We start from the raw sequence: 15118 nt of genomic DNA, 5'->3' as shown, positions 1-15118 counted from the left end.
TCGTCGGCCGCCCCGTCGCCATCCGGCTGTGTCACGGCCGACGAGTCGGCAACGGTCGAGCCGCTAATCTAATCAGCGATTCGAGCTGCGGCAACCACGCCGCGCTAGGCCGTCGGCTGGGTGGCCAGCGCTCGCCGGGCATACGCGCGCACGTCGGCATCGGTGTCGTCGATCGCGGCGCGCAGCGCGTCGTGCGCGGCGGGCAGGTCCGGCCACGCCGACAGCGACAGCACCGCCGCCTTGCGGACGTCGAGATGCGGATCGTGCAGTGCCGCAGCCAGGATCGGCACCGCGAGGTCCGGGTCGGCACCCGCGAACCCGCGCGCCGCGCCCACCCGGATCTGCCAGGCCGAGTGACGCAGGGCGGCCGCCAGCGCGGTGACGTCGGCCGGCTCGGCGCCCAGCTGCGCGAACGCGGTCAGGGCCGCGGCGCGGACCAGCGGGTCTTGGTCGTCGGCGAGGCGGCGGATCACCTCGGCTCCGCCGTCGCCGATGGCGGCCAGGCCTTGGGCGACCGTGATCCGCACTTCCCGGTTGCCGTCGGCGGCCAGGGTGGCGACGCCGTCCCGATCGTTCAGCGAGACCAGCGCGCGGACCGCCTCGATGCGGACGCGATGATCCTCGTCCGTCAACGCCGCGCGGTAGTGCGCGGGTTCGCCTGCCCGCAGGGCGCGCAACAGATCGATCACCGTGGACCGCACGACGGGGTCGGCCGAGCCGAGCCGGTCGGAAAGTCCTGCCGCCGAGGGCAACACCTCGACGAGTTCGCGCAGGCTGGCCGCGGCGGCGCGGCGGACCGAGGCCGCCGTGTCGTCCAGCGCGTCGCCCAGGGCGGTGGCGAAGCCCTCCGGGGTGTGCTCGGTCAGCACCGAGATCGCCGCGGCCCGCACGCCCGCGTCGGCATCCGTCAGATAGCTGGACAATTGCTCCACGGTGGGCTGGTCGAGCGCGAGCAGCGCGACGATCCGGGGAGACGGGGGAGTGACGGGCTGCGACGGCGAACCGGCCGCGGTGCGATCGTGCTCAGCGCCGCCGCCGGTATGCGGCGCACGGCCGACGACCTGGTGCGGCTGGTGCACCGGCACCGCCTCGGCATCGGCCGAGGGCAGGTCGTCGAGCCCGGGCACCGGAACGAGGTACGGCGCCACCGGCCGCTTCAGGAACGTCATGGTTCCGTCGGGGTTCTTGCGCAGGTTGAGATGGTATCGCCATTCGACATCGTCGCGTTCGGGTAGGTCGGCGCGCTCGTGGTAGAGGCCCCAACGGGATTCGGTCCTGGTCAGTGAGCTGCGGGCGGCCATCTCGGCGCAGTCGCGGATGAACGACACCTCCACCGCGCGCATCAGCTCGTGCGGGGTACGCGCGCCGATGCCCTCGACCTCTCCGCGCATCCGGTCGAAGGTCTCCACCGCGATGGCCAGCTTGGTCGCCGTCTTCGGCGGCGCGACATAATCGTTCACGAAACGTCGCAGCTTGTATTCCACCTGCGGTTGCGGCGGCCCCTCCGGCTGGCGCAGCGGCCGGTAGATCAGCTCGTGAGCGGTGGCCAGCTGGTCCTCGGGCAGCTCGGCGGGCGCGGCGACCTCGTGCAGGGTGGACGCGGCGTGCGCACCGGCGAGATCGCCGAAGACGAACGCGCCGATCATGTAGTTGTGCGGCACGCACGCCAGATCGCCCGCCGCGTACAAGCCGGGCACCGTGGTGCGCGCGTGCTCGTCGACCCACACGCCGGAGGCGGAATGGCCACCGCACAAACCGATCTCGGAGATGTGCATCTCGATGTCGTGGGTGCGATAGTCGTGGCCGCGGTTGGCGTGGAAAGTGCCTCGGGTGGGTCGCTCGGTGGTGTGCAGGATTCCTTCGAGCGTGCTCAGCGTCTCGTCGGGCAGGTGCGACACCTTCAGGTAGATGGGACCGCGCGCGGATTCGATCTCGCGCTTGACCTCGGCCATCATCTGGCCGGACCAGTAGTCGGAGTCGACGAAGCGTTCGCCTTCGGCGTTGACCTGGTAGCCGCCGAACGGATTGGCGACGTAGGCGCAGGCCGGGCCGTTGTAGTCCTTGATCAGCGGGTTGATCTGGAAGCATTCGATGCCGCTGAGTTCGGCCCCGGCGTGGTAGGCCATCGAGTAGCCGTCGCCCGCGTTGGTCGGGTTCTCGTAGGTGCCGTACAGGTATCCGCTGGCGGGCAGCCCGAGCCTGCCGCACGGCCCGGTGGCCAGGATCACGGCTTTCGCGCCGACGGCAACGAATTCGCCGGTGCGGGTGTGCAGGGCGGCGGCGCCGACGGCGCGTCCGTTGTCGGTGAGCACGCGCACCGGCATGAGCCGGTTCTCGATGCGGATCTTCTCGCGCATCTTGCGCTGGCGCAGGACGCGATACAGCGCTTTCTTGACATCCTTGCCCTCGGGCATCGGCAGCACGTACGAGCCGGACCGGTGCACTCGGCGCACGGCGTACTCGCCGTACTCGTCCTTCTCGAACTTCACGCCGTAGCGTTCCAGCCGCTGCACCATGGCGAAGCCGCGCGTCGCGGTCTGGTAGATCGTGCGCTGGTCGACGATGCCGTCGTTGGCGCGGGTGATCTCGGCGACGTAGTCCTCCGGCTCGGCCTTGCCCGGGATCACGGCGTTGTTCACGCCGTCCATGCCCATGGCCAGCGCGCCGGAGTGCCGCACGTGCGCCTTCTCCAGCAGCAGCACGTTCGCGCCCTGCTCGGCGGCGGTGAGCGCGGCCATCGTGCCCGCCGTGCCGCCGCCGATGACGAGCACGTCGCAGTCCAGCCGAATCCGTTCCGATAGCGGCGGAATGTTCACAGTTTCTCCAGGATCTCGGCCTTCGTCGCGGCACGGTCGATCGCGTCCCTCGGGCGGGGCACCGGCACCAGCGCCCGCAGCGTGCCGCCGCCTAGCACGGCGATGCGGTCGCCGAGCAGCAGGGCCTCGTCGAGGTCGTGGGTGACGAAGACGATGGTGGTGGGGTGGGCGCGCCAGGTCTGGATCAACAGGCGCTGCATGGTTTCCCTGGTCTGGGTGTCCAGTGCGCCGAAGGGCTCGTCCATCAGCACGGCGCGCGGCGCGGCGGCCAGGCTGCGCGCGAGCTGGACGCGCTGGCGCATGCCGCCGGACAGGTCGCGCGGCAGGTAGTCGGCGTAGCCGGTGAGCCCGACCTCGTCCACCCAGTGCAGGGCGGTGGCCCGCCGCTGGGCTCGCGGTGTGCCGCGCAGGCGCAAGGCGAGTTCGATGTTCTGCCGCACGGTGCGCCACGGCAGCAGCGCGTCGTCCTGGAATACCAAGGCGCGGTCGGCGGCGGGCCCGGTGACGTGGTCGCCGTCGGCCAGGATGGCTCCGCCTTCCGGCCTCCGCAGTCCGGCGACCGCGCGCAGCAACGTCGACTTGCCGCAGCCGGATTTGCCGACCACGACGAGGATTTCGCCCGGCGCGATGGACAGGTTCAGCCCGTCGAGCACCGGCTCGCCGCCATAGGCGATGCGAACACCGCTGAGACTCAAGGCCATTCCGGTCGATGCCGGTGCGTCGATCACTGTGGTCATGCTTCGACCTCCCTGGGCAGCCAGCGGGTGATGCGGCGGCCGGCCAGCTCGACCAGCCCCGATGTCGCGAAACCGAGGACGCCGATGGTGATCATGCCGACGAACACCGCCGGATAGTCGACGATGGTGTAGGCCTGCCAGGTGCGGTAGCCGACACCCAGGCGTCCGGAGATCATCTCCGCGGAGATGAGACAGATCCACGCCACGCCGACGCCGACCGACAACCCGCTGAAGACGCCGGGCAGGATGCCCGGGAACACCACGCGGGTGAGCACGTCCAGCCGGGACGCGCCCAGCGTGCGCACCGCGTCCTCCCAGATCGTGGGCAGTGCGCGCACCGCGTGCCTGGTGCTGACCAGCACCGGGAACAGCGACGCGGTGAACGTGATGAACACGATGCCGGACTCGTCGCTGGGAAACATCAGGATCGCGACCGGCACCAGGGCGATGGCCGGGATCGGGCGGACGAGTTCGGCCAGTGGGCCGAAGGTGTCGGCGAGCAGCCGCGACCGGCCCAGCCCGATGCCCGCGATCACGCCGACCACGGCCGCGAGCCCGAAACCGGTGACGATCCGGATCAGCGACTGCGCGATGTCCAGGTAGTACTGATCGGAGCGCAACTGTGTGCCGAATTCGGCGACGATCTCGGTGACGGTCGGCAGGGTGTCGAACCGCAGGCCCGCCCGCACGTTGTTGACCGTGAGCAGCTGCCACACACCGACCGCCACGGCGACCGAGGCGACGCGCAGCACGCGCGAGCGCCAGGCCGACCGTGCCGCGGGGGCGGCGGCCGATGGCGTCGTCGTGGCATCCGCCGCGGCCCGTACCGCGGGGGCGGCGAGTTCGCTGGTCATCCGCGTACTTCCGTGACGGCCTGGTCGTAGCCGACCGGCGTGGCGGCCGGGTGGGCCTGCCGGTAGCGCTGCGCGGCCGCGGCGGTGGTGAAGGGCAGGTAGGCGGCGCCGTCGCGCAACCAGATCGACTTGTCGGCGAACCAGCGGGTGCCGAGCTCGGTGTCCGGGACATAGGCGGCGCGGATCGTCCGGCCCTGCGCTTTCGCGGCCTGGACGGCGCGCAGCAGGCAGGTCGGGTCCGCGGCCGGTTGCGGCTTCGCCGCGCCGTCCACCCACAGTTCGCCGGCCAGCGCGGGGTTGTCCGCCGCTTTGCCGCAGACCGGGTCGGCGCCGGTGACCCTGGTCGGGTTGGCGGTGGCGGCGAGGTCGCGGTCGTAGTCGGCGCGTCCGGTCTCCGTGTACGCCTTGCGCAGCGGCCCGTCCTCGACGAACCGATCGATGTCGAGGTCGGCGAAGTCGCCGATCGACTTCAGGTAGGCCACATCGCCTTTGAGCGCGTTGACCAGGCTCGACTTGAGCGTCGTGTCGAAACTCGTTCCGCCGGGACCGTTGTAGAGGTACACCACCTCCTGCGGCAGCCCGGACCCGTCGGCGACGATCTTGGCGGCTTCGAACGGCTTCTCGTGCAGGAACTGGGTGGCATCCAACTGCGCGGCCAGGAACGCCTGCAGGACCTCAGGGTGATCGGCGGCGTACGCGCGCCGGGCCACCACGCCGTGGAAGGTCGGCACGCCGAGTTCGGCGCCGTCGTAGAGCAGCTTGGCCTTGTTCTGGAAGACGACCAGACCGGGCCACGCGACGAACTGGGACAGCGCGCCCACCTGATGGGATTCCAGGGCGGTCGCGCCGATCTGCGGCTGCTGGTTGAGCACTTCCACGCCCTTGGCCGGATCGATGCCCGCCCGGGACAGCGCCTGCACCAGCGTGCCGTGCCCGGCCGAGCCCACGCTGGCCGAGATCTTCTGGCCCGCCAGGTCGCCGATGCTGGTGGCCGCCGAATCGTTCGGCACGACGACCATGTTCAGCGCGCCCTTGGGGTTGTACCCGGTGACCGACACCAGTTCGGTCCGCGCGCGCTCGTTGACCTGGGTGCGGGAGCCGTTGATCAGCAACGGGTAGTCGCCCATGGAGCCGATGTCGATCTTCTCGGCCACCATCTGCGCGGTGATCGGCGCGCCGGTGTCGTAGTCCTGCCACTCGACCTGGTACTTCGCCCCACCATTGTCGGTGATCTTTTGTAGCCGCTGCTCGAGATAGCCCTGCGCGCGCAGCAGGGTGCCCGCGGTGACGGTGTTGATGGTTTTGGACTGGTAGCCGACGACCACCTTGACGGTGCCTGCGGGGGTGTCGTCGGAGTGCTCCAGCGAGCACCCGGTCAACGCGAGCGCGGCGGCGAGCAGGACGGGGGCGAGTTTCACTTTCATCGGTCTTCCAGATCAGCGGAGCAGGTAGGGCATGTTGACGGTGACGGCGCCGGTGGGGCAGCGGGCCGCGCAGGGACCGCAGTACCAGCACTCGTCCACGTGCATGAAGGCTTTGCCGTTCTCGGGGTTGATGGCCAGCGAGTCGAGCGGGCAGATCTCGACGCACAGCGTGCACCCCTGGATGCACAGCGACTCGTCGATGGTGACGGGGATGTCGGCGCGCTGGTTGACGAGTGCCATCTAGAGGACCTTCCATTCGGGTGTGCTGCGGGTCAGGCTGCCGCGCATGGTGATGCGGTCGCCGCGCATGCGGATGTACTCCAGATCGATCGGACGGCCGTCGTCGAGCCGGGTCAGTCGTTCCAGCATCAGCAGCGGCGCGCCGCCGGGGACGTCGAGGGTGGAGGCGGTGTGCGGGTCGGCGGGCACCGCCTCCAAGGCGAGGTCGGCCGAGCCGAGCGACTGGCCGCTGATGCGTTCCAGCAGCACGAAGACGTCCGTGTGCTCGAGGTCGTGGCCGAGTACCTCGGTGCCGATGTCGGGCACGAGGTAGGTGAGGTCGAGGCTCAGCGGAAGATCCGCCAGATAGCGCAGGCGCTCCAGATAGACCACGCGCTCGCCAGGCGCGAGACCGAGCCTGCGCGCGACAGCGGGCGGCGCGGCGACGTGCATCGCCGCGCGCACCTCGTTGCGCACGGTGCCGTGGCCCTTGAAGGTCTCCTGCAGCCCGAGTAGAGCATCGAGCCCGTGGTCGTATTTGCGGGTGGCCACTCGGGTGCCCACTTTCGGCGCCCGGTCGATCAAGCCCTCGTCCTTCAACAGCGCCAAGGCGTCGCGCACGGTGTTGCGTGAGGCGCCGTACTCGGCGGCGAGTTCCTGTTCGCTCGGCAGCGTGTTCTCGAACGCGCCCGCGTGCAACTGGTGGCGCAGGATGTCGGCCACCCGCCGCGCTTGATCGGCGCGCAACTGCCGCACCGGCGTGGGTTCCGCTGCCACCGTCTCCGCCTTTCTATCGCTGACCTGCACGAATAGCGACGATAGTGTGGTTGTGGTCGCGCGCTTTCCCGCGTCGCCGCCGGGAGAAATCAGGGGATGTTATTGCGCCGGGAGCCTCGCGGCCCGACCTGGCGATATGCGCGGCCGTCCGGCCAATACGCCACGTCGGGTTCCGGCGGCCGAATTCGGATCACAGCGATTCGAAAGCGGGTCCCCGCGGGCTGCGTCACGCCAATCTACGATCGCGGACCGTAGGTATTGAGGAACAGCACCGGCCCGGCGCCGAAGAAGCCCGCACGATCCAGAGCGAGCAGCGCCGCGAGCGCTTTGGCGGTGTAGACGGTCTCCAGGTGCAGCCCGGCCCGTTCGGCGCGCTGTGCGGCATCCACGGCGGCGGGCGTGGTGTGGCCGTAGCCGGGGCCGAGCCACTCGGTGGTCAGCGTGAGGTCCTCCGGCCGCAGCCCGGTCGGCGCGAAGCGCGCTCCGCGGGCGCGGAGCAGACGCTCGGTCCGTCCGGCGAGCCGGACGATGTGCTTCGCGTCGAGGGGCAGCGTGTCGTTGACGACGACTCCGACCACGCGCGTGCGCAGCCCGGCCAGGCGCAGGCCGAGTGCGAGGCCCGCGGCGGTGCCGCCGGATCCGACCGCGGTGACGATGTGCCCCGGCTCGGGCAGCTCACCCGCCGCGATCTGTGCCGCGAGTTCGCACGCCACCTCGACGTAACCCAAGGCTCCGACCGGCGACGACCCGCCCGCGGGTAGGAAGTAGGGACGCGCGCCGCCCCGGACGCGTCGCAGATACAGCCAGGGCGCCGCGAGGATCGTGCGCAGTTTGGTGTGCGTGAAATGCAGAGCGGCGCCTGATTTCTCCAGCCGCCGCAGCTGCGCGCGCACGTGGTCGTCGACCGGCTGGTCCACCAAGGCGAGCTCGGTATCGATGCCCTGGGCACGGCCGTACAGGGCGGTGGCGAGCCCCCAGTTGGTTCCGGTACCGCCCACCGTGAGGATGGTGCGCGCGCCGCGTCGCCGTGCCTCCGGCAGCAGCCACTCCAGCTTGCGGACCTTGTTGCCGCCCCATCCGCCGTCGCCGTATCCGCTTTCGTCCTTGCACCACAGCTGGGCCGTGGTGCCGAGGTCGCACCGGCCGACGGGCGTCGGAGCGGTGCCGAGGCGGACGAACGGCAAGGTGTCGGCGACCTCGGGAAAACGCTGGTGCAGCAGCGCCCCGGTCACGGTGTGATCGCGTCGGGGATGCCCAGCAGCGCCGCCTGGACCTCGTGCAGCCGGTCGACGTCGCCGCGAATGCCCGCGACGTTGTCGTTGTACAGGAACGCCTCACCGAGCCGGACGAGCGCGTAGGCCAGCAGCGCGGGTTCCAGCGGCGGATCGTATCCGTCCTCTTCGGCGGCGCGCGCGATCAACTCCTGGACGGTGCCGACGACCAGCGGCTGTACCGGCCCGTCGCTCGCGGTGAGGATGCGCAGGCCGGACAGCGGCTCGTTCTCGAAGTAGCGCCGGAACGGCTCGTTGTCGGTCATCCAGCGGTTGACCCGGTAGAGCACGTCCAGGATGCGCCGCGCGCCGGTCGAGCGGCGACGGGCGTCGGCGCGGGTGAGCAGCGCCTCGAACTCGCCGGCCAGAACGGCACCGAGCACTCCGTCGCGGGAGCCGAACCAGCGGTAGACCGAGGCGCGGCTGAGTCCCAGCTGCCCGGCGATCGCCTGGATGTCCACGCGCTCGCCGGACAGGAACGCCCGGCGAGCATGCTCGATGACCTGTTCCCTGGTCGCGGAGGCCGGGCGGCCGGGAGGACGGGTGGTCCGCTGACTGGAATCGATCACCGAGGAATGGTACATCGTTTAGAACATGTATCGAAACGCGCCGTGCTCAGAACCACTCGTCCCGCATCTGCAAGGTGGTCGTATCCAAGGTGGCGAGCAGATCCAGCGCCGGTGCGGTCTTGGGTAATTCGAAACGATAGAAGAACCGGGCCGCGTGCCGCTTCCCATCGTAGAAATCACCGGACCGGTCCGCGGTGGCGAGGAACTGCTCCAGCCAGATCCAGGCCAGTACGGTGTGCCCGAACGCTTCCAGGTACACCGAGCTGTTGGCCAGCGCGGCTTCGATGTCGCCGGAGGCGAACAGTCCCGCGGTCACCTCGACCAGACGCCGCCACGCCGAATCGAGTTGCGCGGCAAGCTCGGCGGCCTCGCCGCCGGCCGCGCGCGCGGCGGTGATGGTCGCGTCCACCCGGGCCCCGAGCGCGAGCAGGCTCGCGCCACCCTGCTGGGTCACCTTGCGTCCCAGCAGGTCCAGGCCCTGGATGCCGTGCGTGCCCTCGTGGATCGGATTGAGCCGGTTGTCCCGGTAGTGCTGCTCGACGTTGTATTCGCGGGTATAGCCGTAGCCGCCGAGTACCTGGATGGCGAGGCTGTTGGCCTCCAGGCACCACTGCGAGGGCCAGCTCTTGGCGATCGGGGTCAGGATGTCCAGCAGCAGGGTGACCGCGCGGCGGTCGTCCTCGGATTCGGCGGTGCGCTGCTCGTCGACCAGCTGCGCGCAGTAGAGCACCAGCGCCAACGCGCCTTCGGCATAGGACTTCTGGGCCAGCAGCATTCGCTTCACGTCGGCGTGCTCGATGATCGGCCGCTGCGGCGCGGACGGGTCGGCGGGAAGCTTGGCCCGGCCCTGTGTGCGCGTGCGGGCGTAGTCGAGCGACTCGAGGTATCCGGTGTAGCCGAGGGCGGTGGCGACCAGGCCGACGCCGATGCGCGCTTCGTTCATCATGTGGAACATGTAGGTCAGTCCGCGTTGCGGCTCGCCGACCAGGTAGCCGATCGCGCCGGGCGCGCCATCGGGCGTCCAGCGGCCCTCGCCGAAGTTCAGCACGGTGTTGACCGTGCCGCGGTAGCCCATCTTGTGGTTGAGTCCGGCCAGGGCGACGTCGTTGCGCTCACCGATCGCGCCGTCGTCGCCGACCAGGAACCGGGGCACCACGAACAGCGAGATGCCCTTCGTGCCCGCGGGGCCGCCGGGGATCTTGGCCAGCACCAGGTGCACGATGTTCTCGCCGAGTTCGTGATCGCCGCCCGAGATCCACATCTTGGTGCCGAACAGGCGATACGTGCCGTCGCCCTGCGGTTCGGCGCGGGTGACGATGTCGGCGAGCGAGGAACCGGCCTGCGGCTCCGACAGGCACATGGTGCCGAAGAAACGGCCCGCGAGCATGGGCTTGACGAACTTCTCGACGTGTTCCGGCCCGTGGGCGAGGAGCAGATTCGCGTTGGCCACCGTGAGGAACGGGTAGCCCGCGGTACCCGGGTTGGCCGCCTGGAACCAGGCGTAGCTCGCCTGCGCGACGGTTGCGGGCAGCTGGGCGCCGCCCAGTTCGTAATCCATTGCGGCCGAAGGCAGACCGGCCTTCGCGAAGGCGGCCAGCGCCTGGCCGACCTCCGGGATGATGGTCACGCGCTCGCCGTCGAAGGTGGGTTCGTTGGCGTCGTTGAGCTTGTTGTGCGGCGCGAAATACTTGGTGGCCAGCTGCTCGCTGAGCTCGAGCACGGCGTCGAAGGTCTCCCGGGAGTGCTCGGCGTACCGCTCGCGTTTGGTGAGCGCTTCGACGTCCAGCCACTCGTAGAGCAGGAACTCGAGATCGCGCCGGGACAACAAGGTCGACCGCATCAGCCAGTCCTTTCGAGACATGTTCGACTTAATGTATCTTACGGGCCGGTGGGCGGGTGCGGGACCGGTAGTCCCTGCCGAATGTGTATTCGGGTGCGACGCCGGACCGGCTGTCGACGATGTCCTCGCCGACGCGCCCACCAGGCGGATCGTCCCCGCTTCCACTTCGGTCGTCCGCCGGTGGTCGTCATCCGGAGACGAGCAATCCGCGTTCTCGCGCGATCGCGGCCGCCTCGGTTCTGCTGGACGCCCCGAGCTTGGTGAGGATTCGCGAGACGTGCACTCCCGCGGTGTTGGCGCTGATGAACAACTCGGCCGCGATCTGCCGGTTGCTCGCGCCTGTGGCCACCAGGCGTAGGACGTCGAGTTCACGCGGGGTCAGGCCCGAGGCGCTCGCCGACCGGGCAGGCGCGGGCCGGTTCCCGGCTTCGGCCAGGTCGATCCCGGCGCGGTGGGCCAGCTGTCTGGCTTGCTCGGCGAGTGGCGCCGCCGCCAACTCGTCCGCCAGCCCGAGGACCGTCCGCAGTGCGTCGCGTGCCGCCGCGCGATCACCCGCGGCCAATTCCGCGCGCCCGGATTCGAGCAGGCCGCGCGCCAGCTCGTACGGCCGACCCAGGGCTCGCCAGGAGGAAGTCGCCGCGGCCCAGTCGGCGGGACGGCCGCTGCGCACCGCGTGGCAGGAATTCCGGTACGCGGCGTCGACCGCGGTGGTCACCGGCAGCTTGGCGACAGCGGAGTCGAGAACCATTGGCGCGCAGCGGGTCCGGGCGATCGCCTCGGCCAGTGCCCATGCCTCGTGCGGGTGCGCGACCAGATCGTCCGCGGTCAGCGTCGCGGCGCCGATCTCGGCGGCGCGCTGCGGATTGCCCGCCGCGTGCGCGATCTCGGTCTGCACGGTGTGCAGCTGGATCTGATATTGCCTGGCCCAGCGCCGATTCCCGAGCAAGGGTTGCGCGGTCGCCGCGCTCGCCGCCGCGGCCTGGTCGTCCCCACGCGCCAGCATGATCCGCGCGTGACACAGCAGCAGCGCGGCGGTGCTCAACGGGGGCAACTGCTCGGTGAGCGATTCGTCGATCAGATCCAACGCCTCGGTCCAGCGGCCCAGCGCTGTGAGCGCCTGCGTCCACTTGACCAGCAGGATCGGCGCGGCCTCGGCGAATCGGTAACTCTCGTGCGCGGCGCGCAGCCCCTGCTGGATCGCCGTGATGGCCGCTTCGTCGGCGCCTGCCGAGACCAGCAGCGCCGTCTCCCACAGCACCACGGTCAGCAAGGTGCCCGGATCTCCCGCGGCCTCAGCGGCGGCATGCGCCCGCTCGAAATGGGTCATGGCGGCGTCGGGACGGTTCGCGGTGGCCAGCCCGAGATAGGCGTGGGCACGCGCGGCCAGCGACGCGGCGCTCCGGTCTTCGCGAGGGTCGCTCGAACGCCGCCGGTGCCTCGCGGCGTCCGTGTCCTCCGCTTCGACGCTTCCGCCCGGGTTCGTTGCGACCGCGCCCGGCGCGCGGAGCGCCGATGCCATGACCGGCGAGGTGTCGTCGACGGGCGGGTCACCACATAACTGTTCGGCTACCTCGACGGCGTCCCGCGCGTCGTTCTCGGCCGCCGTCGCGCCGCTGAACACCCGCGCCGCGGCGAGTTCGGCGAGGATTTCACCGCGCAGCAGGGTCGGCTGGTCCGAAGGAAGATAGGTCAGCGCCGCGAGCAGATCGTCTTCGCCGCCGCCGCTGCTCTGATTGCGCAGTCCGGCGCGGTAGTAATGCAGGCGCGCGGCACGCTCCGGGTCGGTCCCCGCATCGATGGTGGCCAGCGCCTCGTCGGCCGCTGCGATCCCGCGCTCGACGACGCCGCCGCGATGACACGCGGCCACGAGCGCTGCCAAGACGTCGAGCCGATCGGCGTCCACCCGTCGCGCCGCATCCGGTACGCGATCCCACAAATCGAGCACCCGGTCCAGGTGGCGCACCTGATCGCGAGGCGCGCTCACCCTTTCCGCCTCCGCCGCGGCGTCCCACGCGGCTTCGAATGCCAGCGGCAGCTCTCCGGCGGCATACGCGTGGTAGGCCAGTTCGGCGGCCGGGCATCGGTCCGCGCCCGGCTTCCTTCGCCGGGTAGCCAGGGCTTGGGAAAGGCTGCTGTGCAGCGCTTTTCGCTCCGCCGGTAGGAGGTGTTCGTAGACGGCATCGCGGATGAGAACGTGCCGGAACTGGTAGCCGGTGTCGGTGGAAACCAGGAGCCGCTGGTCGACCAGCTGACGCAGTGCTGTGGCGAGCGCCCCCTCGGGGAGGTCGGCGGCGGCCGCCAGCAGGGTGTGCCGGACCGGTGACCCGGCCACCGCCGCGAGCCGCAGCACCGACGCGGCCTGATCGGGCAGGTCGGACAGGTGATCGAGCAACAGCTCCGACAGCTCGGCGGGCGTGTCCTCCGGTGCGGGATCGAGTGCCTCGACGTACAGCGGAATTCCCCTGCTGCGCTCGAAGATCCGCCCGATGGTCCCTGGCTCGGGCTCCCTGCCGCGCAGCGCGGCCAATTGCCTGCCGACCTCGTGCCTGGTCAGCGGTGCTGGATTCAGCAAGCGGACACTCGGGTCTCGGCGCAGGCTCGCGATCAGCTTGCGCAACGGCTCGGAATCGGCAGGCCGGTGGGTGCCGACCAAGAACAGATCGCCTTCGGCGATGTTGGCCACCAGGAAGGCGAGCAATTCCAGGCTGGCGTCGTCGGCCCAGTGCAGATCTTCCAGCACCACCAACAGCGGCTTGGTCATCGAGAACTGTTCCAGCACGGTGAGGATCTCGCCGAACAACCGGATCCTGTCGGTGTCGGCCTCCGCCGCGCCCGACCGCGCCGCCAGTTCCGGAAGCCAGCGCGCCAGCGCCGGTCGCACTGGGAGCAGCGTCGCGAGCGCCTCCACGCCCTGGTCACGCAGCAGTGTGCGCATGACCCCGACGAACGGCGTGAACGGCACCCCTCTCGCGCCGAATTCCGGGCACCTTCCGTACGCCACTACCGTACGAGCCCCGAGCCGCGTCCGGAACTCCGCGACCAACCGCGACTTGCCGATACCCGCCTCACCCCCGACCAGCATGGTATGCACCGCCGGGTCCCGACAGGCATCCTGCAACGCCGCGAGCTCAGCGGCCCGCCCCACAAACGCGCCGCACACCGGAAGGCTGACCACGGCGCGATCATGCCCGCACCGCGCGCTCGACGCCAGTTCGCGAGTGGCACACCATCGAGAGGTCTTCTCGGCCGATGCCGCAGTGGTGTGCCACTCGCGAACTCGAGACCGGGGGCGCGGCCTCGGCCCGACCAGCGCGCCGGCGGGTTCGTGGCCATAGTGGTACGGCCCGGGTTCTGCGTTACTCGTCGGTGGGCTGGGCAAGCGCGGAAATAGTGATTTCTCGTGATTCGGCTGCCACCTCGTTACGCGAAGTATCAATGGCATGACGAACACCGAGATCCGCCCCTTCCGTATCGACATTCCGCAGGCCGACCTGGACGAGCTTCGGCTGCGGCTGGCGCGTACCCGTTGGATCGATGAGCTGCCCGGCGCCGGCTGGGAGCGCGGTGTGCCGACGGCGTACCTGAAGGAGCTGGCCGGGTACTGGGCCGAGAAATTCGACTGGCGTGCGGCCGAGTCGGAGCTGAACGCCTACCCGCAGTTCACCACCACCATCGACGGCCAGAACGTGCACTTCCTGCACGTGCGCTCGGCGCGGGAGGACGCAACACCGTTGCTGTTGCTGCACGGCTGGCCCAGTTCGGTGGCCGACTTCCGCGACGTGATCGGCCCGCTCACCGACCCGGACTCGAACGCGCCCGCGTTCCACCTGGTCATTCCGTCGCTGCCCGGCCACGGTTTCTCCGGCCCGCTCACCGAGACGGGCTGGAACGACGGCCGGATCGCGGCGGCGCTCGCCGAACTCATGGCTCGCCTCGGCTACGACCGCTACGGCGTGCAGGGCGGCGACCATGGCGCGTTCATCGCCCCGGCCCTGGCGCGGATCGACACCGACCACGTGCTCGGTGTGCACGTCAACGCACTGGTCACCTTCCCGACCGGCGACCCCGCTGATCTGGCCGCCCTCACCGACGCGGAAAAGGCGCGGCTCGCCGCGATGAAGAAGTTCCAGGACGACGGCTCGGCCTACATGAACCTGCAAGGTTCCCGCCCCGACACCATCGCCCAGTTACTCGCCGACTCCCCGGCCGGGCTGCTCGGCTGGATCGCGGAGAAATACCGCGAGTGGACCGACAGCGCCTACGACCTGCCCGACCAAGCCGTCGATATCGACCGCTTGCTCACCACCGTGAGCATCTACTGGTTCACCGACACCGCCCGCAGCGTCGCGAACCTGTACTACGAACGCTTCCACGACGCCGCCATGTTCGCCCCGAAACCGAAGGGCACCGTGCCCACCGGCGTCGCGGTGTTCAAGGACGGCGACTACGCCATCCGCCGCTTCGCCGAACGCACCCACAACATCACCCACTGGTCGGAGTTCTACTCCGGCGGCCATTTCCCCGCACTCGAGGTGCCGGAGCTGCTGATCGGTGACATCCGCGAGTTCTTCCGGTCGCTCGGTTGATCCGAATGGAGCCGTTGGGCAGGCG

At 70.0% G+C, this 15118-nt stretch carries 11 protein-coding genes; 1 reads left to right on the top strand and 10 read right to left on the bottom strand.

Annotated elements, in window-relative coordinates; translation table 11 throughout:
• Positions 1-104: 104 nt before the first annotated feature.
• From ACWEH3_RS12410 to ACWEH3_RS12365, 10 genes are all read right to left on the bottom strand, one after another.
• Positions 105-2816: a fumarate reductase/succinate dehydrogenase flavoprotein subunit gene (locus ACWEH3_RS12410; protein ID WP_450025258.1), complete on the bottom strand. Its 2712-nt coding sequence runs from the start codon at positions 2814-2816 to the stop codon at positions 105-107.
• Positions 2813-3553 carry an ABC transporter ATP-binding protein gene (locus tag ACWEH3_RS12405; RefSeq protein ID WP_450025256.1) on the bottom strand — a complete coding sequence of 247 codons (741 nt, stop codon included), beginning with the start codon at positions 3551-3553 and terminating at the stop codon, positions 2813-2815. The genes ACWEH3_RS12410 and ACWEH3_RS12405 overlap by 4 nt, the downstream gene beginning before the upstream one ends.
• Positions 3550-4407: an ABC transporter permease gene (locus tag ACWEH3_RS12400; protein WP_450025254.1), complete on the bottom strand. Its 858-nt coding sequence runs from the start codon at positions 4405-4407 to the stop codon at positions 3550-3552. Before ACWEH3_RS12400 ends, ACWEH3_RS12405 begins: the two co-directional genes overlap by 4 nt.
• The gene (locus tag ACWEH3_RS12395) at positions 4404-5831 is read right to left on the bottom strand and encodes an ABC transporter substrate-binding protein (RefSeq protein WP_450025252.1); all 1428 of its coding nucleotides are present in this window, start codon (positions 5829-5831) and stop codon (positions 4404-4406) included. The genes ACWEH3_RS12400 and ACWEH3_RS12395 overlap by 4 nt, the downstream gene beginning before the upstream one ends.
• A gap of 12 nt (positions 5832-5843) precedes the next feature.
• A complete protein-coding gene (locus tag ACWEH3_RS12390; protein WP_039797742.1) occupies positions 5844-6071 on the bottom strand; it encodes a 4Fe-4S dicluster domain-containing protein in 228 nt (75 codons plus the stop codon).
• The gene (locus tag ACWEH3_RS12385; RefSeq protein ID WP_450025250.1) at positions 6072-6827 is read right to left on the bottom strand and encodes a GntR family transcriptional regulator; all 756 of its coding nucleotides are present in this window, start codon (positions 6825-6827) and stop codon (positions 6072-6074) included. It lies immediately after the preceding gene.
• Between the two features lie 236 nt (positions 6828-7063).
• Positions 7064-8059, bottom strand: a complete 996-nt coding sequence (locus tag ACWEH3_RS12380; RefSeq protein WP_452358314.1) for a 1-aminocyclopropane-1-carboxylate deaminase/D-cysteine desulfhydrase — start codon at positions 8057-8059, stop codon at positions 7064-7066.
• Positions 8056-8667: a QsdR family transcriptional regulator gene (locus ACWEH3_RS12375; protein WP_450025197.1), complete on the bottom strand. Its 612-nt coding sequence runs from the start codon at positions 8665-8667 to the stop codon at positions 8056-8058. The genes ACWEH3_RS12380 and ACWEH3_RS12375 overlap by 4 nt, the downstream gene beginning before the upstream one ends.
• Positions 8668-8713: 46 nt before the next feature.
• Positions 8714-10507 carry an acyl-CoA dehydrogenase gene (locus ACWEH3_RS12370; protein WP_450025195.1) on the bottom strand — a complete coding sequence of 598 codons (1794 nt, stop codon included), beginning with the start codon at positions 10505-10507 and terminating at the stop codon, positions 8714-8716.
• A gap of 187 nt (positions 10508-10694) precedes the next feature.
• Positions 10695-13949, bottom strand: coding sequence for a helix-turn-helix transcriptional regulator (locus ACWEH3_RS12365; RefSeq protein ID WP_452358313.1), 3255 nt, complete (start codon positions 13947-13949; stop codon positions 10695-10697).
• Between ACWEH3_RS12365 and ACWEH3_RS12360 the strand changes: the two genes are divergently transcribed.
• Positions 13948-15093 (top strand): epoxide hydrolase family protein, encoded by a 1146-nt coding sequence (locus ACWEH3_RS12360; protein ID WP_450025193.1) that lies wholly within the window; start codon positions 13948-13950, stop codon positions 15091-15093. The genes ACWEH3_RS12365 and ACWEH3_RS12360 overlap by 2 nt on opposite strands.
• The last annotated feature ends 25 nt before the right edge of the window (positions 15094-15118 follow it).

The organism is Nocardia sp. NPDC004718 (genome assembly GCF_053601535.1).
Note: the sequence above shows the minus strand (reverse complement) of the source record. Positions and strands in the feature narration are given on the sequence as shown.

Coding starts and splice junctions, on each gene's coding strand:
- ACWEH3_RS12405 (WP_450025256.1), bottom strand. CDS start 3,553: ATGACCACAGTGATCGACGCACCGGCATCGACCGGAATGGCCTTGAGT.
- ACWEH3_RS12400 (WP_450025254.1), bottom strand. CDS start 4,407: ATGACCAGCGAACTCGCCGCCCCCGCGGTACGGGCCGCGGCGGATGCC.
- ACWEH3_RS12395 (WP_450025252.1), bottom strand. CDS start 5,831: ATGAAAGTGAAACTCGCCCCCGTCCTGCTCGCCGCCGCGCTCGCGTTG.
- ACWEH3_RS12390 (WP_039797742.1), bottom strand. CDS start 6,071: ATGGCACTCGTCAACCAGCGCGCCGACATCCCCGTCACCATCGACGAG.
- ACWEH3_RS12370 (WP_450025195.1), bottom strand. CDS start 10,507: ATGCGGTCGACCTTGTTGTCCCGGCGCGATCTCGAGTTCCTGCTCTAC.
- ACWEH3_RS12360 (WP_450025193.1), top strand. CDS start 13,948: ATGACGAACACCGAGATCCGCCCCTTCCGTATCGACATTCCGCAGGCC.
- ACWEH3_RS12365 (WP_452358313.1), bottom strand. CDS start 13,949: ATGCCATTGATACTTCGCGTAACGAGGTGGCAGCCGAATCACGAGAAA.